At 38.7% G+C, this 20,398-nt stretch carries 19 protein-coding genes and 2 pseudogenes; 4 read left to right on the top strand and 17 right to left on the bottom strand.

The annotated features are described in order from the left end of the window. Positions 1-83: 83 nt before the first annotated feature. Entirely contained in the window at positions 84-473 is a 390-nt protein-coding gene (rpsI, locus tag OFO00_RS03085; RefSeq protein ID WP_270858389.1) for a 30S ribosomal protein S9, read from the bottom strand. Between the two features lie 2 nt (positions 474-475). Next, the gene (gene rplM, locus OFO00_RS03080) at positions 476-901 is read right to left on the bottom strand and encodes a 50S ribosomal protein L13 (protein ID WP_270858390.1); all 426 of its coding nucleotides are present in this window, start codon (positions 899-901) and stop codon (positions 476-478) included. A 268-nt stretch (positions 902-1,169) separates the two neighbouring features. Here rplM and OFO00_RS03075 point away from each other — a divergent pair, with 268 nt between their 5' ends. The 4 genes from OFO00_RS03075 (at position 1,170) to OFO00_RS03060 (ending at position 5,867) form a co-directional block, all read left to right on the top strand. Next, the gene (locus OFO00_RS03075) at positions 1,170-2,846 is read left to right on the top strand and encodes an L-lactate permease (protein WP_333720478.1); all 1,677 of its coding nucleotides are present in this window, start codon (positions 1,170-1,172) and stop codon (positions 2,844-2,846) included. A 246-nt stretch (positions 2,847-3,092) separates the two neighbouring features. Further along, positions 3,093-3,830, top strand: a complete 738-nt coding sequence (locus OFO00_RS03070; RefSeq protein WP_270858392.1) for a (Fe-S)-binding protein — start codon at positions 3,093-3,095, stop codon at positions 3,828-3,830. Then, complete coding sequence (locus OFO00_RS03065; RefSeq protein ID WP_270864835.1) at positions 3,827-5,254, top strand: LutB/LldF family L-lactate oxidation iron-sulfur protein; 1,428 nt, start codon at positions 3,827-3,829, stop codon at positions 5,252-5,254. Before OFO00_RS03070 ends, OFO00_RS03065 begins: the two co-directional genes overlap by 4 nt. Further along, positions 5,247-5,867: a LutC/YkgG family protein gene (locus OFO00_RS03060; RefSeq protein WP_270864834.1), complete on the top strand. Its 621-nt coding sequence runs from the start codon at positions 5,247-5,249 to the stop codon at positions 5,865-5,867. The genes OFO00_RS03065 and OFO00_RS03060 overlap by 8 nt, the downstream gene beginning before the upstream one ends. A gap of 28 nt (positions 5,868-5,895) precedes the next feature. Here OFO00_RS03060 and OFO00_RS03055 read toward each other — a convergent pair whose 3' ends face one another. The 15 genes and pseudogenes from OFO00_RS03055 to OFO00_RS02990 all read right to left on the bottom strand — a co-directional run bounded on the left by OFO00_RS03055 (position 5,896) and on the right by OFO00_RS02990 (position 20,398). After that, positions 5,896-8,817: a RecB-like helicase gene (locus tag OFO00_RS03055; protein ID WP_270864833.1), complete on the bottom strand. Its 2,922-nt coding sequence runs from the start codon at positions 8,815-8,817 to the stop codon at positions 5,896-5,898. Beyond that, positions 8,810-11,200, bottom strand: coding sequence for a PD-(D/E)XK nuclease family protein (locus OFO00_RS03050; RefSeq protein WP_270864832.1), 2,391 nt, complete (start codon positions 11,198-11,200; stop codon positions 8,810-8,812). Before OFO00_RS03050 ends, OFO00_RS03055 begins: the two co-directional genes overlap by 8 nt. Further along, positions 11,181-11,717, bottom strand: a complete 537-nt coding sequence (locus OFO00_RS03045; RefSeq protein WP_270858397.1) for a 4-hydroxy-3-methylbut-2-en-1-yl diphosphate synthase — start codon at positions 11,715-11,717, stop codon at positions 11,181-11,183. The genes OFO00_RS03050 and OFO00_RS03045 overlap by 20 nt, the downstream gene beginning before the upstream one ends. Further along, positions 11,704-12,303, bottom strand: coding sequence for a TPM domain-containing protein (locus tag OFO00_RS03040; RefSeq protein WP_270864831.1), 600 nt, complete (start codon positions 12,301-12,303; stop codon positions 11,704-11,706). Before OFO00_RS03040 ends, OFO00_RS03045 begins: the two co-directional genes overlap by 14 nt. Before the next feature lie 103 nt (positions 12,304-12,406). Then, entirely contained in the window at positions 12,407-12,628 is a 222-nt protein-coding gene (locus OFO00_RS03035) for a DUF4006 family protein (protein WP_270858399.1), read from the bottom strand. A 10-nt stretch (positions 12,629-12,638) separates the two neighbouring features. After that, positions 12,639-13,490 (bottom strand): c-type cytochrome, encoded by an 852-nt coding sequence (locus OFO00_RS03030; protein WP_270864830.1) that lies wholly within the window; start codon positions 13,488-13,490, stop codon positions 12,639-12,641. 1 nt (position 13,491) lies between these two features. Beyond that, positions 13,492-13,710, bottom strand: coding sequence for a cytochrome c oxidase, cbb3-type, CcoQ subunit (locus tag OFO00_RS03025; RefSeq protein ID WP_270864829.1), 219 nt, complete (start codon positions 13,708-13,710; stop codon positions 13,492-13,494). A gap of 10 nt (positions 13,711-13,720) precedes the next feature. After that, positions 13,721-14,413, bottom strand: coding sequence for a cytochrome-c oxidase, cbb3-type subunit II (gene ccoO, locus OFO00_RS03020; RefSeq protein WP_270858402.1), 693 nt, complete (start codon positions 14,411-14,413; stop codon positions 13,721-13,723). 10 nt (positions 14,414-14,423) lie between these two features. After that, a complete protein-coding gene (gene ccoN / locus OFO00_RS03015; RefSeq protein WP_442867883.1) occupies positions 14,424-15,875 on the bottom strand; it encodes a cytochrome-c oxidase, cbb3-type subunit I in 1,452 nt (483 codons plus the stop codon). A 182-nt stretch (positions 15,876-16,057) separates the two neighbouring features. Continuing rightward, positions 16,058-16,306: pseudogene (locus OFO00_RS08035) on the bottom strand (helix-turn-helix domain-containing protein); the annotation flags it as partial. A 90-nt stretch (positions 16,307-16,396) separates the two neighbouring features. Then, positions 16,397-16,744: pseudogene (locus tag OFO00_RS08030) on the bottom strand (response regulator transcription factor); the annotation flags it as partial. A 65-nt stretch (positions 16,745-16,809) separates the two neighbouring features. Continuing rightward, positions 16,810-17,472 (bottom strand): sulfite exporter TauE/SafE family protein, encoded by a 663-nt coding sequence (locus OFO00_RS03005; RefSeq protein ID WP_270864828.1) that lies wholly within the window; start codon positions 17,470-17,472, stop codon positions 16,810-16,812. After that, positions 17,469-18,587, bottom strand: coding sequence for a glutamine-hydrolyzing carbamoyl-phosphate synthase small subunit (gene carA / locus OFO00_RS03000; RefSeq protein WP_270864827.1), 1,119 nt, complete (start codon positions 18,585-18,587; stop codon positions 17,469-17,471). Before carA ends, OFO00_RS03005 begins: the two co-directional genes overlap by 4 nt. Then, complete coding sequence (locus tag OFO00_RS02995; protein WP_270864826.1) at positions 18,584-19,135, bottom strand: DUF507 family protein; 552 nt, start codon at positions 19,133-19,135, stop codon at positions 18,584-18,586. The genes carA and OFO00_RS02995 overlap by 4 nt, the downstream gene beginning before the upstream one ends. Before the next feature lie 12 nt (positions 19,136-19,147). After that, positions 19,148-20,398: an adenylosuccinate synthase gene (locus OFO00_RS02990; RefSeq protein ID WP_270862198.1), complete on the bottom strand. Its 1,251-nt coding sequence runs from the start codon at positions 20,396-20,398 to the stop codon at positions 19,148-19,150.

Raw genomic sequence — 20,398 nt, 5'->3', positions numbered from 1 at the left:
TTATAGTAAATCTTTTTTTAAAATTTTTTAAAATTTTCCAATTAAGTTTAAAAAAACCTTGAAAAATAACAGCCAAAACCCTATTATCTTTTTGAGAATTGTGGGCTTCTGCGCGCTTTTCTGCGACCAAATTTCTTTCTTTCTACTGAGCGAGAATCGCGAGTTAAAAGACCTTTTGGTTTTAGAGCTGCTCTGAAATCCTTATCCATAGCTGCTAGTGCGCGTGAAATACCGTGGCGCAATGCCTCTGCCTGAGCCGAATAGCCACCGCCTAGTGTTTGAGCAGTGATATCCATAGATGTCTCTTGTTTTGTAACTAAAAGCGGTTGAATAACCTTTAATTTAATAGCCTCGTGACCGCCAAGCCAAGTATTTAGGTCCATACCATTTACAACCATTTTACCGCTACCTGGTTTTAACCATACCTTAGCTACGGCTGTTTTTCTTTTGCCTGTTGCGTAAATTGTTGCCATAATTATTTTCCTTTACTTGTTGTTTGCGCTGTATGTGGGTGCTCGCTACCCTCATAAACGAAAAGCTTTTTAATCATTGCTTTACCTAGTTTTGTTTTAGGAAGCATACCGCGAACTGCAAGTTTGTATAATTTAGCAGGATTGTTTTTCAACATATCCTCAAATTTAACGCTTTTTAGACTTCCAAAATACCCTGAATAGCTATGATATAGCTTATCCTCGCCTTTGTTTGCACCTGTAAAAACTGCTTTTGAAGCATTTACGATAATGACATAATCGCCACAATCAACATTTGGTGTGTAGCATGGTTTGTGTTTGCCGCGCAATAAAACTGCGACTTCGGTTAGCATTCTACCGAATCTTTTGTCAGTTGCATCAATAACAACCCAGTCGCGTTTGACTTCGCTAGGCTTTGTAATTTCTGTCATGATTTCCGCCTTCTTAAAAATTTTGAAAAATGGGATTTTACAGAAATAACCTTATAAAAAACTGAATTTAAGTAAAATTTAAAGAATTTAAGTTTTTTGGGGCAAAATTTTGGAAATTTTGATACCTTAAATACATTTTCTTTAAAATTTTTTTAAAAAATAATTAAAGTATTCTTTTTTATTTATTATTTATTTATTTTTGTATAGACTTTCAATTTAAGAATTATCAAAAGATAATCTAAATTTATCTTGCAAAGGAGATCTAACGATGCATACCTTGCTAGCCTTTTTACCTATTATCGTCATTTTGGTTATGATGATAGGGTTTAAACTTAGTTCTAAGCTCTCGCTTAGTGTTGCCATGTTTTTAGCGATTGGTATAGCTCTGTCTGCGTTTAGTGTAAATGCCGATGGCACCAGCGTTTTGGCGTATGTGCTTTTGGGCTTTATGAAGGCGTTTGATATCTTAGTCATCATTTTTGGTGCTATTTTGATATTAAACACTATGAAATACTCAGGCGCTATGCAATCAATCAACAACGGCTTTACCAAAATTTCAACCGACCGCCGTGTTCAAGTATTGATTATCGGTTGGGCGTTTGGTGCATTTATTGAGGGTGCGGCTGGTTTTGGAACACCTGCTGCTTTGGCTGCTCCACTTCTAGTAGGTCTTGGCTTTCCTGCTCTTAGTGCAGCTCTTGCATGTCTTGTGCTAAACAGCTCACCTGTTAGCTACGGTGCGGTTGGAACTCCAACATTTGGTGTTAAAACTACCGTTCAAAGTCTTGTAGAAGGAAGCGGTGGAAATATAGAACCGTATATAACTACCGTTAGCACAAATACTGCTATCATCCACTCAGTAGGCGCTATTTTTATTCCTTTTATCGTTGTTATGATAATGGTAAAACTATTCGGTAAAAACAGAAGCTTCAAAGACGCTCTTCCTGCATTGCCATTTGCTATGCTTGCCTCAGTTAGCTTCATCGTTCCTTATTTGATAGGCGCAAAATTCTTGGGTATTGAGTTACCATCACTTCTTGCTGGTCTTATATCTCTTGGTATCCTTATCGCATCTGCAAAAGCTGGATTTATGACTCCAAAAGAGAACTGGGATTTCGTTCCTCGCGCACAATGGCAAGAATTTTGGATAGGTTCAACTCAGGCTTCTGAAAATGCACCTAAACAAGAAGAGAGTAGCAAAAAAGAGATGCCATTGTTTATGGCTTGGTTACCATACATCCTTATTTCATTTATACTAGTTGTTACTCGTATTCCTGCAATCGGATTAAAACCAATTCTACAAAGCTGGAAAATAAATCTATTTACTGCTCCTGATAACTTGATGTTTGGTGTCCCTGGCACTGCATATAGCTTCAACTACGGCTATTTACCAGGTATTATTCCATTTATTTTGGTTGCTATCCTTACTATATTCTTGCACAGAATGAGTGGCAATGATGTAAAAGAGGCTTGGAGCAAAACTTTCAAACAAGTTGCAGCAGCGGCAATTCCACTAGCAGCTGGTTTGGCTTTGGTTCAAATCATGTTAAATGTCGGCACAACAGTTGATGGAACTAACTACTCTATGATTAAACTTATGGCGAAATTCTTTGCTGATATTTCAGGTCAAGCTTATGTTGCTGTTGCGCCACTAGTTGGTATTCTTGGAGCATTTTTCTCTGGTTCAAACACAGTATCAAATATGCTCTTCTCAGGTCTTCAATACGAAACAGCTACGCTTGTTGGCTTAAAAACCGAAGTTATTGTTGCACTCCAAAATGTTGGTGGTGCTATCGGTAACATGGTTTGTATCAACAATATCGTTGCTGTGTGTGCGACTGTTGGCTTGCTAGGTAAGGGTGAGGCTAGATGTCTTACTTACAATATAGCCCCAGCAGTATTTTATGCAATAATAGCCGTTATAATCGGTGTGATATTGCTATAAATTTTATGAGTGAAATTCTATCTTTGCGGATAGAATTTCACTATTTTTTTATCTTATTTTTGCACTTAAATTTTAGAATTTTCAAATTTTTCTTTTTTTAAACTTAAAAAATGTTGTAATAAAAAAATTACATTTCATTTTAATTATAATTTAATGTTATTTTAATCCAAATTTAATACAAAATATTCCAAAAGCGTGATAAAATAACTAGTTAAATTTAAATTTATTCGAGAAAGGAGAATAAAGGTGAATAAGGTTTATTTTTTTGCAACCTGTCTTGGCAACGCGGTTTTTACCGATACTGCTTTAAATGCAGTTAAGCTTTTAAGAAGAGAGGGTGTAGAGGTTATTTTCAAAAAAGATCAAACTTGCTGTGGCCAGCCAAGCTACAATACAGGTTATTTCGAAGACACTAAAAAAATAGCCCTACACAATATCAATCTTTTTAGCGAAAATTATCCTGTTATCGTTCCGTCTGGTTCGTGTGCTGGTATGATGAAGCACGATTATGTCGAGCTTTTCAAAGGCACAGAATACGAAGGAAAAGTCAAAGAATTTAGTTCTAGGGTTTATGATTTGTGCGAGTATTTGGACAAGGTTTTGCATGTCAAATACGAAGACAAAGGCGAAAAAGTAAAAATCACTTGGCACTCGAACTGCCACGCTTTGCGCGTCCAAAAATCAATCCAAAACGCTAAAAATTTGCTAGCTCAATTCAAAAATGTAGAATTAATCGAGCTTGAAAGAGAAGAGGAGTGTTGCGGATTTGGTGGAACTTTCGCTGTAAAAGAGCCTGAAATTTCTAACGCTATGGTTCAACAAAAGATTAAATTCATAGAAGAAAGCGGAGCTGATTATATTGTTTCAGGCGATGGCGGCTGTTTGATGAATATCGCAGGGACTATGAAAAAAAATGGTTCAAGAGTAAAAGGTATTCATCTGTATGATTTCATAATCAAAAGAATTGAAGGAGCAGCGCTATGATGAATCATGAAAATTTAGTAAATCAAAAGCTTGCTGACAAACAACTAAGAGCAAACCTTGACTCTGCAATGCACACTCTTCAAGGTAACAGAAACAGACTTAGCACTACAAAATTTAAAAATTTTGATGAGTTAAGAAGCAGAGCAAGAACCGTTAAAAATAACTCTCTTGCGACACTTGATGAAAGACTACTCGAATTTGAAGCAAATGCTACAAAAAACGGCATGAAAGTGCATTGGGCAGTAAATGGCGAGGAAGCAAACGAGATAATTTATCGAATTATAAAATCTCACAACGGAGATAAAGTTCTAAAACAAAAAACAATGGCTAGTGAAGAAATTCACCTAAACCACTATTTAGAAGAAAGAGGCATCAAAGCCCAAGAAACCGACCTTGGTGAATTGATTATTCAATTAATCCAAGATCCGCCTGTTCATATCGTCGTCCCTGCGATTCACAAAAACCGCAATGAAGTCGGTAAAATTTTCCAAGAGCGCTTAGGTGCGCCATTAGAAAGCGAACCTGAAAAACTAAATGCAATCGCTAGAAACCACCTAAGAAACGAATTTAGAACGATGAAAATCGGAATTTCAGGCGCAAATTTTGGTATTAGCAAGGCAGGAGCCATTTGGTTGCTAGAAAACGAAGGTAACGGTAGAATGTGTACCACAGCCCCTGATGTGCATATCGTAATCTGTGGTATAGAAAAAGTTTTAGAGACATTTGAAGATGTAGTAAGCGCTCACTCGCCTGTTACTCCATCAGCCGTAGGTGCGCCTATTACTTGCTATAACAACATCATCACAGGCCCTAGAAAAGAGGGCGAGTTAGACGGTCCAAAAGAAGTCCATGTTGTCTTACTAGATAACGGTAGAACCGATATGCTAACAAATGAAGAATACTTCGAAGCTCTAAGATGCGTTAGATGCGGTGCTTGTATGAACTACTGCCCTGTTTATGATAAAATCGGTGGTCACACATACCACGCTGTATATCCAGGACCAATCGGTGAAGTAATCAGCCCACAAATTTTTGGTATGGAAAAAAATGCAGATATTCTTAATTTCTGCTCACTTTGTGGTAGATGTAGCGAAGTTTGCCCTGTTAAAATTCCGTTAGCAGAGACAATCAGAAAGCTAAGAAGCAATAAAGTAGGTGAAGGTAAGAAAAAAGCAAAAGGCTCTGATTTGCTAGAACACAGCAAAATCGAAGCAATGGGATTTGCTGGATTTAGAACAGTTGCTACAAATGGATTTATGTGGAGAACTGGAATTTCCATAGCTTCTAAATTCTCAAATTTCGTAGTTAAAAAGGCAGATTCAATCCCTGTGGTAAAACTATGGACAAGACATCGCTCAGCACCTGTCTTAAAAGGAAATCTACACGCAGATATCCAAAAAATCGAAGGAGTAATCTATGAGTAGCAAAGAGACAATTTTAGCTAAAATTAGGTCAAACAGAGTAGCTAAAAGAACAGAAATCGAACCACTAGATATAACTAAATTTGTCGAAAACGAAGGCGATAAATATGAAAACTTTAAGACAAATTTGACAAACAATAAAGCCGTTGTTCATGAGACAGACGAAAAAGGACTTCAAGCGCTAGTAGAAGAGATCGTCAAAACAGTCGGCGCAAAAACAGTTATGTTTGGTTCAGATTTGCCAATCAAAACAGACAAATTGCAAGCAGAAAAATTGCCGTTTGACAAACCAGTAAATGAGATAAGAGAAGCGCTTTTTGATGCGGATACTTCGATTATAGAGGCGAAACTTGGCGTTTCAAACTTTGGCGTATGCTGCGTAGTTAGCTCAAAAGCACAACCAAGACTTCTTAGCTTGCTTCCGACAAACTGCATTATTTTGCTTAGAAAAAATGCCCTTGTAGAAAGCTTAGATAAAGCCTTAGCAGAGGTTACAAAAGATGAGTTGCCTACAAATATCAACTTTATCATGGGACCATCTCGCACCGCAGATATCGAGCTTATCACAGTTCTTGGCGTGCATGGACCACGAAATGTCCATGTAGTGCTATACTAAAATTTAACTCCCATTTTGGGAGTTAAATTTATTCTTTTACCTCTTCGATTTTTACAGAATTTTCTAAAACCACGATAAATGTGCGAACGCTCAAATTTGGATTTTTGCTTGACAGGATTAAATCTTTTTTGTATGATTTAATCTGTTTTTTGTTTTTTTCCAAGAAATACGGCGAACTTTTATAATCAAAAAGCAAAATTTCATCGTTTTTTACACACATCAAATCCACCCTAGAAACTCCGCCATTTTCCCGTTTTATCGAAATTTCTTTGTAAATTTCGCACCCTGATATGTATGATAAAAACTCCTCATTAGCGCACAAGCTTTCGACCTTTTGCCTAATCTCATCAAAATCGCTCGAATCCAAATATTTCGCATAGCGATTTTTTGCCAAATTTAGCGCACTCTCCAAGCTAGAAACCTCAAAATCATCGAGCATTTCAAGCGTGTAGTGCAACGCCTCGCCCTTATAAACCTTGCTAAATTCCGCCACGACAGCCCTATCGCTGGCTCTTTCATACTCTGTGATATTTTGTTTCGCGACTGGTTGTAGATTTATCTTTTTTGGTTTTTGCACTAGCGCTGGCGTAACGCTACTTGGTATGATGTAGCCATACTCAAAATCCTCGATAACTAAAAATTTCTTCTCCACTTTATTTGAAGTATAAGGCGTAAAATAGCTAGGGTTGTTTCCGTTTAAATCACCGCCTTTTTTTACGATTATCAGCGATTTTTCGGCTCTTGTAAAGCCCACATATAGCTTGTTGAAAACCTCAGCTCGTTCCAAATTTTCGCTATCTTTTTTAAATTTTGCATACTCTGCATCGTAAATTTCTCTATTTGTCATACGGTATTTTATGCGCCACTGCCCGTCGTAACCTAGCATAAATTTATCCCTCTCGCCGCCTCCTTTGCTAAGCAAATCGCACAAAATCACATGCGCAAATTCTAGCCCCTTTGACTTATGCACTGTCATAATCTTGACCCCGCTAAGCTCCTTGGCATAGGCGTCGCTGTTATCATCTGCGAAAAGATACTGCACGAAACTATCATACTTTTGCAAAATTTCAAAAAATATGAGTAAATTTTCATCGCCAAAATTTAGCCCCAAATTTTCGGCTATTGTCTTAGCTACGCTCACAGCCTCATCGCTTAGCGAAACTGGGCTAAAATCTGGCTTGTCGCTTAAATTTAAAAGTGATTTTATATTTAAAGCGTGAATTTCATCTTTGCTAATTAGATACTTCGCATACTCGCTAATCGCCTTAACTTGGGGTGTAGCAATTAGTTTTTTCGTAGCGCCAGTCGAAGATGGAATATTTTTTAGCGACAAAAGCTCTTGTATCTTTGCTACATCTTTATTCGTCCAGCACAAAATCGCTATGTCGCTAGGGCTTACGCTATGCTCTTTAATCAAGCGTATAGCCTCGCTTACAGCGCCCTCGCAAACATCTTCGTATGTCTTAGCGCAAATATAGCCAAAATCGTCGTCATCTGGCGTGAAAAACGATAAATTTTTATTTTCTTTTGGGAATTTCAAAATTTTATCTAAAACCTCTGCGCTAAATTTGCTCTCATTAAATTTATTTGCTTCTTGCGGTTTGTAATCGTATTTTTCGCCCGTTTCTTCATTTATCTCCAAATCCCCAAAAATCGCATTTACAAATCGAACCAAAAGCTTTAAACTGCGATAATTTTTTGGCATAGTTTCCAAAACTATTTGATTATGCCTATCTTTGAGCGAATCGAAAAGCTCCTTTTTTGCCCCACGAAATTTATAAATACTTTGCTTTTTATCACCCACATAAAAAAGGCTTCCTAGCCCACTTTGACCGAGCCCCGCGACGATTTCATCAATCAAAGGAAGCATGATTTCATACTGCAAAACGCTGGTGTCTTGAAACTCATCGATTAAAAGGTGCTTGATTTTCGAATCGAGCCTGAAATAGAGCAAATCATTGTGCTCTCCAATCTCGCCAGTTTTGCAAAACAGCTCATGCACGCCCACGCTAACATCAGAAAATGTCATCTTAGCGCTTTTTTTGCTAAGTTCTTTTTTATTTTGTGAGTAGAAATTTAGAAATTTTGCCAAAGATGAAATTTGGTAATTTTCAAATTTTATCGCATATTCAAGCATTGCACGCTTTAAATTTGCAAATTCATCATCTAAATCAGGCGAAAAAGCCTTAGCAAAAGTTCTGTAATCTAAACTTGGTTTATCAAACCACGATCTGCCACTTAATTCGCTAATATTGTTAGTTTGCACCATAAAATTTAGTTGTTTATCGCTCGCTTTATTGCGCACTAAAATTTCGTGCATACGGGCTAAAATTTCATTGATTTCGTCTAAATTCGGGACTTTGCTTTGGCTAATATCTGCGCTTATTCCATTTTTCCACAGCTCGCTAATGCCCTCAAAAAACGCTTGTTTGTTTAAATTTGCATCGTTTATATATTCATACATTTTGCCCGATAATTCATCGTTTTTGAAAGCTTCTTTGATAAAGGCGTCATTTTGGGCTTTTAGTATATTATCGTCGTTTTGAAAATTTGGATTAATCCCCGCATTTAGGGCAAACGCGCGCAGTATTTTGCCAAAAAACGCATCAAAGGTCGAAATATTTAAAGCGCAATCCATAAATTTCGCCAAATGCTCATCTCTAAGGCGCAAAATTTCCTCTTTTTCCTTACCCAAAAGCACGCAAAGCGCGTCAAGCTCAGCCTCTTTTTGTGGCGTGTGAAGCAGCGAAAATGTATCAATTATACGCACCTTCATCTCAGCGGCCGCTTTTTTAGTAAAGGTCAAAGCCAAAATTTCATTTATATTCTCGCCCAAAAGCACGAGCCCTACGAACCTAACCGCCAAAGAAAATGTCTTTCCGCTACCCGCACTAGCTTCAAGCGCTAGATATCTTGCGTCCTTGCCTTCATTTGTCTTCATCTTAATCATTGATTTCGCCTTTACAGATTATTTTATACGCGCAATATTTGCATGCACCGCTCTTGCTCGCGCGCTCAAAGCTGATTTCGCTTTCGCAAAGCGCTCTGATTTCTTCAAATTTTTCAGATAAAATTTCAAATGCGCTTTTTCCGGCATCATCTTTTTCGTTTTCATCGAAAGCGAATTTTTTATCCCTTAGCGAGAGATACGCAGCCTCCATTTCATCATCGCCCAAAAGGGCTTTGTAGAATTTTAGCTGCATTGATTTGGCGTTGTAATCGCCTCTTTTGTAATCAATGATAAATCTATCACCACTTTCGTTTGTGTCTATGCGGTCGATTTTTCCGTTAATTGTGGCAAATTCGTTAAATTTAACGCCGTCAAAATTCGCCTCACTTTGCGCAAAATTCCACTTTTGTTCATGTTCGACTATGGTTTTAGCCAAAAATTTAACCCTGCATAAATCATAATAAATGCTGTAAAAATCGGCATTTTTTTTCATAGCCTTTTTAAGGTAAATTTCCTCAAATTTTTCGTAGTCAAATTTAGGGTATTTAGCGTAATACTCCTCAAACGCCTCGTGCAAGATATTTCCCATCGTAGCGTTATCCTCGCCAAATTTCAGCCCCTCTTTGATATTTAAAATATATGAGTAATAATACTTTCTTTTGCATGTGCTAAATGTATCAAATCTAGCGTGCGAAACAGGCTGGGCAAAAAAATCGTGCTTCATATTTGGCGTAAAATCGCTAAATTCTGGCTTTTCATAGAGCTTGCCATTAAAAATGCGCAAATAATCTTGCATACTAAACTCGTCCATATCTTCTTGCGTGTTAAAATTTTTCAAAAACCTAGACGGCGATTTTTCCACCGTGTCGTGGTAGCAAATCGCCACTTTTTTCGCGCCAAAAATCAAACAAGAGTAATAAAACCTCTGCAAATCCTCCCTGTCTTTGTGGCTAATTAGCCCAGCCTTGGCCCGAAGAGTGCTGTTTAAAAACATCTCGCCCTCACTTCGCTTTGGCACAAAATCATCATTGAAATCAGGGATTATCACAGCCTCAAAGTTTGCACCACGACTCTCTAAAAGCCCCATTACAGTGACCTTTCCGCCATTGATATCATCGAGTTTGACATTTTTTAGCTCGCCAAGGAAAAGATCAATCAAATTTGATAGCGTAAGGTTTTCGCCAAATTTTTCGTTTAGAATTTTGATTAAAAATTTTGGCGATTTTAGCTTGTTTGCTAGGGCATCGTTTTTGGTTTTGACTGCGCGCAAAAGCTCATTTATACAAGCATCAAAAACCTCAAATTCCACGCTTTTGTTGAAATTTTCTCTAAATTTATAAAAAATTTCTTCACTAATCCCAGCCTCTTTAAAAAACAAATCATACTCATTTGGCAAATCCCGCGAAATGTCTTTGCCTAAATTTAGATATTGTGGGTTGAAATTTGGCCTTATGTTTTCTTTAATGCACTCTGAAATTTTAGCCAAACTCACGCCAAATAGGCTATCTCTGACACTTTCGCCCATAGCAAAATTCAGCATTGGGGCGTTTTTGTTAATTTTTTCGTCCAAAGCTTTAAGGGTTTTAGCAAATTTCTCATCAGGCAAGATTACTGCGATTTTTTCCGGATTAATTCCAAGACTAATAAATTTTGAAATTTTCTCAAAAATATAGCAAGCCTGCAAAGCCCTAAGCTCAAATCCTTTTAGCACGATTTCGCTATTTTGTGGGATTGGCGCAGTGTAAGGCTCTAAAATTTTATTCTCGCTTAAATTTAGCTTGTAGCTAAATCCGCTCTCAAAGCTAAGTCCGCAAAGTTCGCCAATACTACGAAGCGTTTTTTGATTAAATTTACTTGCCTTAAAATTTAGATAAATTTGCGTAACCTGCGAAGCTCGCTTTAAAATCTCAAACTCAAATTTACTCGGATTTCCGTCGATATCAATCTCAATGCTATCAAATCTTTTGAGATAGTTTTCGTTTAATTCATAAATTTGCGGAAGCGTGATTTCGTCGTAGCTTTTAGCGTTTTGCAAAAAATTTTGGTAATTTTGCAAAAGCTCTTTTAAGATTTCGAAATGTTCGCTGTATTGCGCGTAAGTATCACTAAAATCGAGAGTTTGCAGGCTCACCTTTTCGCTAGCAAGCTCTTTGAAAAATTTAAACAGATAATCTTTGTGTTGCATAAATTCGAAAAATTCGCTTGGGAAACGGAGTTTTTCGTTTGCATTTTTGGTATTTTTGACGGCCTCTTGCATAAAAAGTGTGCGCTCGATCTGCCCGCACTCATCAAAGCCATTTACAAAAACCGCCTTTTTGTAAAATTCGCTTAAACTCTCGGCGAAAACTATTCCGCCCTCTGCCCTATTTACGGCCTCCTTCAAGGATCTGTAAGTCGTAAATACCCGAAGTTGTTTTGGTTGCGTTGAATTCAAATTTGTAAAATCCTGTGTCTATGGAATCTGAAATTTTCGCCATTACCTGCCACCTGCCAAGCTTTTCGATACTAAAATTTTCGCTTCGTAACGCACCATCTAAAAACTGCGTATTAAGCCTTTTATCAAAAGTCGTGCTATCTGGTCTAGTGAGTAAAATTTCGGCTGAGATTTTATCAAATTTGGCATTATTTTTCGCTTTTATCGGCAAATTTAGGCTAAATTTTTCTGTATTTTGCGGATTTGAAATTTCAAAATTTACCTCATATTTTTTTTCGAAATTTTGCTGTTTTAGCTGAATTTCGTTGTAATTCTCATCGACTTTTTGGTATTTGTCAAAGTAAAAATTATCGCTATGCACCGGATAATCTAGCGAGAAAATTATCGTCGCTACGCACGCTGCGATGATTGCTACTATGCTAAATGCGATACCATAGGGCCACAGAGTTTTTTTATTTTGCGCCATTTTTTCTGCCTTTTTTGTATAGATATGAGCCCAGCGCGAAAATCAGCGTCGCGTAAAAAATATAGCGCAAGAAATTTATGAAATTGTTGTTTGTATTGCCGATAGAATTCTCCAAGCTCACACCCTTTGAAGCGGCGATTTGGTCGCAAATCTCGGCATATCCGTTTAAAAGCGCAGCATTATAAACGCCGATTTTTTGGGTTTTGTTTAGATCTTTTTTTTGCGAAGCGATGATTGGGATTATACGCCCACGGCTTCCCACGCTTAAAATTTGCTCTCTATCAAAAAGTGCTAAGGCTTCAACCGAGCCGTAAATTTCGACCTTATGCTCAGCCTCGGCAAAGACTAAAAGCGCATAAGGCGAGCTTAAATTCGAAGCGAAATTTAGGGCATAATTTTCTAAGCTCTCACCTCCAAGGCTCTTCGTGGCTAGGACATAGACGCCTACGCCGGTTTTATCCTGCGTCTCAGCGCCTAGAATTTCGATTTTTTCTGTAAGCATAGGCGTGATAATCTCGCCTGTGTTTAAAACAAATTTTGCCTGCGCTAAAATGCACAGGCAAAAAATCGCAAAAATTGCTCTCATTAACCGATAAATAGGATATTTCTAGTCAAAACAGAGGCAGCAGTTGCCACAGCCAAAGCGATACAACCAAGTAAAATCAATTTTTCAATCAATGCATCACTCATCACTTATCCTTTATCACAAATACTTTTTTTTGCGTATCGACTGAGCTTTTTTCGCTTACAGAGCTAATGTCTTTTAGCTCATAAGGCTTATCCATGACGGCTTGCTGTGTCTTAATGCCAAGGCAGGTAAGGCATGCAAGAATCGCCAGCAAAAGCGCAGTTGCGATTAGCATTCCAGTTACGCCATTTAGCGCAAAAACCGATCTTTTTACATTTTCCATAATCGCCCCTTTATTTGATAGAGTTGATATACTCGCCAACGGCGCGTTTTTGCACATCGTTTAAACGCCCGTCATCAAAGGCTGGCATTGTGCCGATGAAGCCCTTTTTGCCACGATTTAGCACATCGACGCTAAATTCAGCCGAGCCGTATTTGCTAAGATCTGGCGCTGAGCCGTCCATACCTTTGCCGTCATCACCATGGCAAGCAGCGCAAGTAGGCCATAGCTCTCTACCTTTTTCAACCAAATTTTCATTTTTTGTAGCTTTTAGGCTAGAAATTTCTTTCGCCATAAATGCAGCTACTGCTTTTGCGTCATCAGGGCTAACCATACCTGCTGGCATTTCACCAAGTGGATAATTTAGGCCTTTTGAGCCTTTGTTGATAGCGTCAATTATGCCAGCTTCTTTGCCCCATTTAGTAAGGTCAGCAGACTCGCCGTCGATTCCATCTCCGTCAAGTCCGTGGCATTGTGAGCATTGCACCAAATATACAGACTCTCCCATTGCTTTTAGCGTAGTGCTATCAGCGTTTGCATAGGTTTTTTCAAATTTAGCGTTGTGTTCTTTTACCTCATCGTTATACTCGCCGATTTGTGAGTAAGAATTTAGCGGATAAGCGATGAAAAAATACACTAACGCATAGACAAACATCAAAACAAAACATATAGCCCAGCCTTTTGGCAAGCCATTTTTTAGCTCGGCAATTCCGTCAAAATCTTCGCCAGTTGTCTCAGTGGTTTCGTTTAAGCTTTTACTTTGACCAGCATATTTTTTAACGATAAAAGCCGTAACTGCGACAAGTATAAACGACGCTATCAGCGCCGCAACATTAACATTATCGCTTAAATTTAGCCATTTCATATCATTTTCCTTTTTCTTCTTTCGTAGGTGTGCGAGACTCTATGATTTCACTGCCAAGCTCATCATCAAGCGCCAAATTTGCATACTTTTCATAGTTTCTGCGCCCTGTTTTTTCAGAGTGCTTCAAATGAAACCAGTATCCATAAACTCCAATGCAAGCTAGCACTACAAAGGCGATAAAGCCGTAAGCTTGTAACTCTCTAATGAAATCAGCACTCATCGCAAACCCCCTATTTTAAGCTATTTAAATATGCTATTAACGCAACGATTTCGCGTATTTCGCCATTTTTAAATGCCGCTTTGACATCTTCGTCGCGCATATCATTTACGATTGCCTCAGCCTCTGCCATCATTTCAGCTTTATAGCTTTCGAAATTTGACATAGCGTCCTTGCTAGGATCAGCTTCAAGCTTTGGTGCGCCAGCTGTATCATAAGGGACATTGAAGGCTTTTTTAATCGTCAAAGCCTCAGCATAGGCTGTTTGCATATCTGCGTTTTTCTTAAACATAGATTTGTATGCAGGCATGATTGATTTGCCGACTAGGACTTTTGGATCTTTCATGTGAGTTTCGTGCCAGCCTGTGGTTCTGTTGCGTCCGACCCTAGCAAGATCCGGGCCAGTTCTTTTAGAACCCCACAAAAATGGTCTATCATAAGCAAATTCACCACTTTTTGAATAATCACCATATCTGTCAGTTTCTGATTTAAACGGACGGATAAGTTGTGAGTGGCAGGCATTACAGCTCTCTTGGATATAGACATGGCGACCAGCGAGTTGCAAAACAGTATATGGTTGTTTGCCCTCGATTGGACGAGCGCTATTAGCAAAATCTGGCAAAATCGTAACGATACCAGCATAAGCGATGACTACAAAAACACCAACCGCAAAAAAGAACGGATTTTTTTCTAACCAACTAAACATCTTTCTCTCCTTACGCAGCCATAGGTGAAGCGCTTCTAGGCTCTTGGTCTAAGCTTCTGCCTGCGCGAATAGACATCAAGATATTATATACAAACATACACAAACCTATGAAGTATAATAAACCACCAATCGCTCTAATCCAGTAATAAGGAACTAGCGCGCTAACTGTATCTATAAATGAATATAGCAAGTTGCCATAATCATCAGTTGCTCTCCACATCATACCTTGTGTGATACCAGCAATCCACATTGAGCTGAAAAATAGCACAACACCTGTTGTTTGGATCCAAAATTGAGCCGTCATTAAAGATTTTGAATAAAGCTCTCTTTTAAACATTCTAGGCACCATGTGATACATAGCAGCGATTGTCATAAATCCAACCCAGCCAAGTGTGCCGTCATGGACATGTCCTGGGATCCAATCTGTAAAGTGCGCTAGGGCATTTACTGATTTGACAGAAAGGATTGGACCTTCCAAAGTAGAGAATAGATAGAAGGTAGAAGCCAAAATCATAAATTTGATTAATGGACTTTCTCTTAGCTGATTCCACTCGCCTCTCATTGTAAGGAGCATATTAATACCTGTTCCCCAAGATGGCAAAATCAAAACAACAGAGAAAACCGAACCCATTGTCTGAACCCAATCAGGAACTGGTCCATGGATAAGGTGGTGACCGCCAGCCCATAGGTAGATAAACATCAATCCCCAAAATGAAAACAAAGATAGTTTGTATGAGAAAATTGGCTGACCGCTCTCTTTTGGCAAGAAATAATAAATTTCAGCGATAATCGCTACGGTAAATACAAACGCAACGGCGTTGTGACCGAACCACCATTGAACCATAGCGTCGTTTGTGCCAGCATACATTGATACAGAGTGTATCCAGCTACCCATGCCAGTAAGCAATCTAGTTGGGATTTCCATGTTGTTAAACAAATATAGCATAGCAACGCCAAGGAAGGTAGCGATATAATACCAAACAGAGATATAAAGCGTTTTTTCGCGTCTGATACCGATTAGACCAAAAATGCTAATTCCCCACAAAACCCACACGACAACAACCAAAATATCGATAGGCCACTCTAACTCAGAATACTCTTTTGATGTCGTAACGCCAGCCAAAAGCGAAACCACAGCGAGTAAGATGATTAGGATATAAATCACAAAGTGCAATTTACCCACGCACATCAAAAATTTTGATTCGCTCATCGATGCTTTTAAAACTCTCTGTCCTACATAATACCATGTAGCCCAAATTCCAGATAGCATAAAACCATAAATGACACCATTTGTGTGTAATGGTCTAAGTCTGCCAAATGTACCATACTCTCCAAGCAAGTAGTTAAGATCTGGATATGCTAGCTGAAATGCTATAAGCGTGCCTATAAGCATACCGATGATACCAAATGCAAGAGTAGAATACAAAAACAATTTCGCCACTGTATAATCGTAGCTTAGCATCTTGCCACTGCGTAATGCCTGTTCAGGATTCATAAAACCCTCCTTTAAAATTTGGTTAAAAGTCGAGAAACTTTATGGAGGATTATAAGAGTTAATAAGTTTTAAAAAGCTTAAATTTGACTTTTTATTAACTTTTTGTTTGCAAAAGTTTTAAACTTGTGACATTTTTATCAACAAAAATTTTACTCTTTTTTAGATTCGATTTTATAGCCCAAACTTGGGATATTTTTGATAACATCTGCGCCGATTTTATCTCGAATTCGTTTGATAAAAGTTCTGATTGCCACATCTGAGACTGAGTTGTCGTTCGCCCAGACATATCGTTTAATCTCTTCGTGCAAGACCAAAGTATCGATTCGCGAGACCAAAAGCGAAATAAAGGCTAACTCTTTTTTCGTAAGCGAAATTTCCTCTTCGCCGTGAGTTAAGACCCTTTTTAGTGGATCAAAACTATATCCACCTGAAATTTCTACCACGCTACTGACGCTAAGTTTCGCGCTCATTAGGCTTTTTATCGCTTCTTTAAATTCTTCCATATCAACCGGTTTTATGAAGTATTTGGCTACACCTGCCTCGATTGCCCCTAGAAGCTGAGCCTTCTCGCTAAATCCGCTAAGCACGACAACTGGGGTATCTGGGGAGATTTGTTTGATTTGGCGTGTCATTTCAAGCCCGTCTTCGATAGGCATCAAAATATCTGTAACGACCAAATTTGGATTGTATTTTTTGAATTTTTTAAGTCCCTCTACGCCATCTTTAGCCTCATAGACATTTTTAAAAATCCCTTCAAATGTATTTCTTAGAGAGTTTCTCATCTTACTCTCATCTTCGACCAACAATATGCTTAAATTTTTTAAAATATCACTCATAAAACGCCCCTTAAAATGTAATTTGTCATTTTTTCAAAATTTAACTTATATAAGACTTAAAAAATTTATCTTGTGAGAATAAATCCACAATAAGCCCAATAAATTCCAAAAATAATTATGATAAATGAAGAAATATAAAGCATAGCGCGCGAAAATTTTGCGCTGATAAAATTTGCCACGCCACCAAAAGCTAATAGCGCAGGCAAGGTAGATAATCCAAAAACCGCCATTACAAGCGCACCTTGGAGGGCATCGTGGCTCATTATCGCCATGGCTAGGTAGGTATAAACTAGCCCGCACGGCAAAAGTCCGTTTAAAAACCCAAGCAGACAAAACCCCAAAATATCCTCCCTACCAAGGGCGAATTTCATAGGTTTGGCTAAAAAAAGATTATAAATTTTTTGATTTTCGATAAATTTTAAAAGTGCGCCCCGTTTTAGTAGGGCAATCCCTAAAATAATTAGCAAAATTCCCGCGCAAAACTGCATAAGACCAGCTGTTTTATCGCCAAAAACTATAACCGAGCCAAACGCCCCACCAAGTGCGCCAAGCATGATATAAGCACAAATTCTACAAATTTGATAAACAAGCGAGAAAAAAAACGCCCTAGCAGGGCTAAGGCTAGATAATTTTGCGTTATAAGCTATCACAAAGCCCCCGCACATGCCAATGCAGTGCGTCAAGCTCAGCATTAGCGTGGCGGGTATGATAGCAAAAAAACTAATCATAAAATTTCTAAAAATTCTTTGAAAATGTATTTGCTTTCGTTTGGTCCGGCACTCGCTTCTGGGTGGTGTTGAACCGAAAAAACAGGGTAGTTTTTGTATCTCACGCCCTCGATTGTGCCGTCAAATAGATTTCTGTGCGTGATATCGCAAATCTCAGCTATGGATTCTGGCACATTGTAGTTGTGGTTTTGCGCTGTGATTTCGATAGATTTGTTAAACAAATTTTGCACAGGGTGATTTGCGCCGTGCTGGCCAAATTTGAGTTTGTATGTCTCATAGCCCATAGCGTTTGAAAGCAGCTGATGACCAAGGCAAATGCCAAAAATCGGAATCCTAGCCTCGATTATCTCTTTGATTTGTGCGATTTCGTCTTTTAACATTTTTGGCTCACCAGGGCCGTTTGATAAAAATACGCCGTGAATTTCGCCAGAGTTAAATTTATCAATCAGCGTTTTTGCCTTAGTATTATACGGGAAAACCTCCACACTAAGGCCCAAATCGCAAAGCTCATTTAGGATATTTCGCTTCACACCATAATCCATTACAGCGATTTTTTTGCCATTTTTTTTCGGCGTGCTATAAGCACCCTTGACTGCGTCCCAATGGCCTTTTTCGTGGATATATGGGGTTTTGGTGCTTACAATGCTGACATAATTGACCTCTTCAATCCTAGCTGAGTCTTGAAGAGCTTTTTTCAAGGTTTCTTTATCACTGATTTCAGTCGAGACAAAAACCCGCAAATTTCCCTCATCGCGAAGCATTTTTGTAAGATATCTCGTATCTATATCATACACGCCAAATTTGCCGTTTTTGATGAAATACTCTTCCAAATTTTGCTCGGATCTGAAATTTGAAGGAGTGTTGTTAAACTCGCGGATAAAAATTCCACTAGCGTGGATTTTGCCACTCTCCTCATCGTCGCTGTTCGTGCCTACAATGCCGATTTCTGGCATAGTGAATACTATAAACTGCCCAGCATAGCTAGGATCTGAGATGATTTCTTCATATCCTGTAATAGAGGTGTTAAATACAAGTTCGCCAAAAGCACTTCCGCCCTTGCCAAACGCCTTTGCCTCCAAAAACACGCCGTTTTCTAAATAAACATACGCTTTCACAGCATACCTCTTTTTTTAAGCTCTTTTTCGTAAGTTTGCGCAAACACAAGCTCGTATTCCTCGGTGCCCGGGATTAGCTTTTTGCCATGTCCTTGCATGAGTTCATAGACATCTTCTTCGATTTTTTTGTAAATTTTCAAATACCCCTCGATTGAGTTGTAAATGATAGTTTTGATGCGGTTTTCGCTCACTTGATAATCTACTAAATTTTTCTTCCAAATCGTCTCTAAAATTTCATGCGAGATATTTGAGTATCTATCCTCGAAAATCAGCTCAAAATTCTCTTGTGCGGCGAGTTTGCGCTTGATGAGCCAAAACATATCTTTTTTATTTACATTCATTTCGTCAAATTCATCGATTCTCTCGTCCATTAGCTCATTTGCGCGCTCGTCTATGGCTTTTTCTTTTTGCAAATCAGTTTTGATGATTTCTGAGGCTACCTTGGCTATGGGCTCTACGCCAAAGCTAAGTGTAACCATGCCAGAATTTAATATATCTATCGCAATTTTTTGCGCTATGTATGGAACATGTGCTAGTTGTATTCGCATTATCCGCCTTTCTTATAATATAATTGTATCTGTTCGCTCAGGGCTAGTAGAGATAAATCCTACCTTTGTGCCTGTTAGTTCCTCGATTTTTCTAATATAATTTTGCGCATTTTGTGGCAAATCTTCAAATTTTTTAATTCCTTTTACGCTATCCCAGCCCGGCATTTCCTCATATACAGGCTCTACCACGCCAAGCTCGATTGGGAAATAATCAATCACTTCGCCATTTATCTTGTATGCTTTGCAAATTTTAATACTCTCAAATCCGTCTAAAACATCAAGTTTCATAAGGGCAAATTTATCAATTCCGTTGATTCTAGATGTGTATTTCGCTGCTACGCCGTCAAACCACCCACATCTGCGTCTTCTACCTGTCGTGGTGCCAAACTCATGCCCGATTTCGCAAAGTCTATCGCCATACTCATCTTTGGCCTCTGTTGGGAAAGCGCCGTTTCCTACGCGCGTAGTATAGGCTTTGACGATTCCGATGACCTCGCCAACATCTTTTGGCGCTAAGCCAAGACCTGTGCAAGCCCCAGCTGCGATAGTCGAAGAGCTAGTTACATACGGATATGTGCCGTGATCGATATCTAGCAAGCTTCCTTGCGCCCCCTCTACAAGGACTTTTTTATCATAATCAAGCGCCTTCCAAATCATATTAGTCGTGTTTGCGATATATGGTTCTAGCACAGATTTGTAGCGTTTGATTTCCTCGTAAATTTCCATTTTATCAGGAATTTTGATATTTAAACTCTCGAAAAGTTGCGCTCTGCTCGCAAAATCCCTAACCAAAGCCTCAGTTAATTTCTCTGGCTCTAAAAGCTCGATTATGCGGTGTCCTGTGCGCGAAATTTTATCCGCATACGCAGGTCCGATACCCTTGCCTGTGGTGCCAATAGCCTTATCGCCTTTTAATTTTTCCTTAGCTTGGTCGATTAGCGAGTGATACTCTAAATTTAAAAACGCCTTTTCGCTGATAAAAAATCTACCCTTCAAATCCCCAAATTGCGCCATTTCAGTAATCAAAACATCAGGGTTAATAACCACGCCATTTCCGATGATATTTATGATATTTTTGTGCAAAACACCGCTTGGGACTAAGTGAAGTGCGTATTTTTCGCCATTTACGATGATTGTATGACCGGCGTTGTGTCCGCCGCAGCTTCTACATACGAAATCGTAATTAGCACTAATCATATCTACGATTTTACCTTTTCCCTCATCGCCCCATTGAGCGCCTACGATTACATCAACCTTACTCAT

Source organism: Campylobacter sp. VBCF_04 NA7, assembly GCF_027737405.1.
Taxonomy (GTDB): domain Bacteria; phylum Campylobacterota; class Campylobacteria; order Campylobacterales; family Campylobacteraceae; genus Campylobacter_B.
The sequence above is the reverse complement of the archived record's forward strand: the minus strand, read 5'-3'. Positions and strand labels throughout refer to the sequence as shown.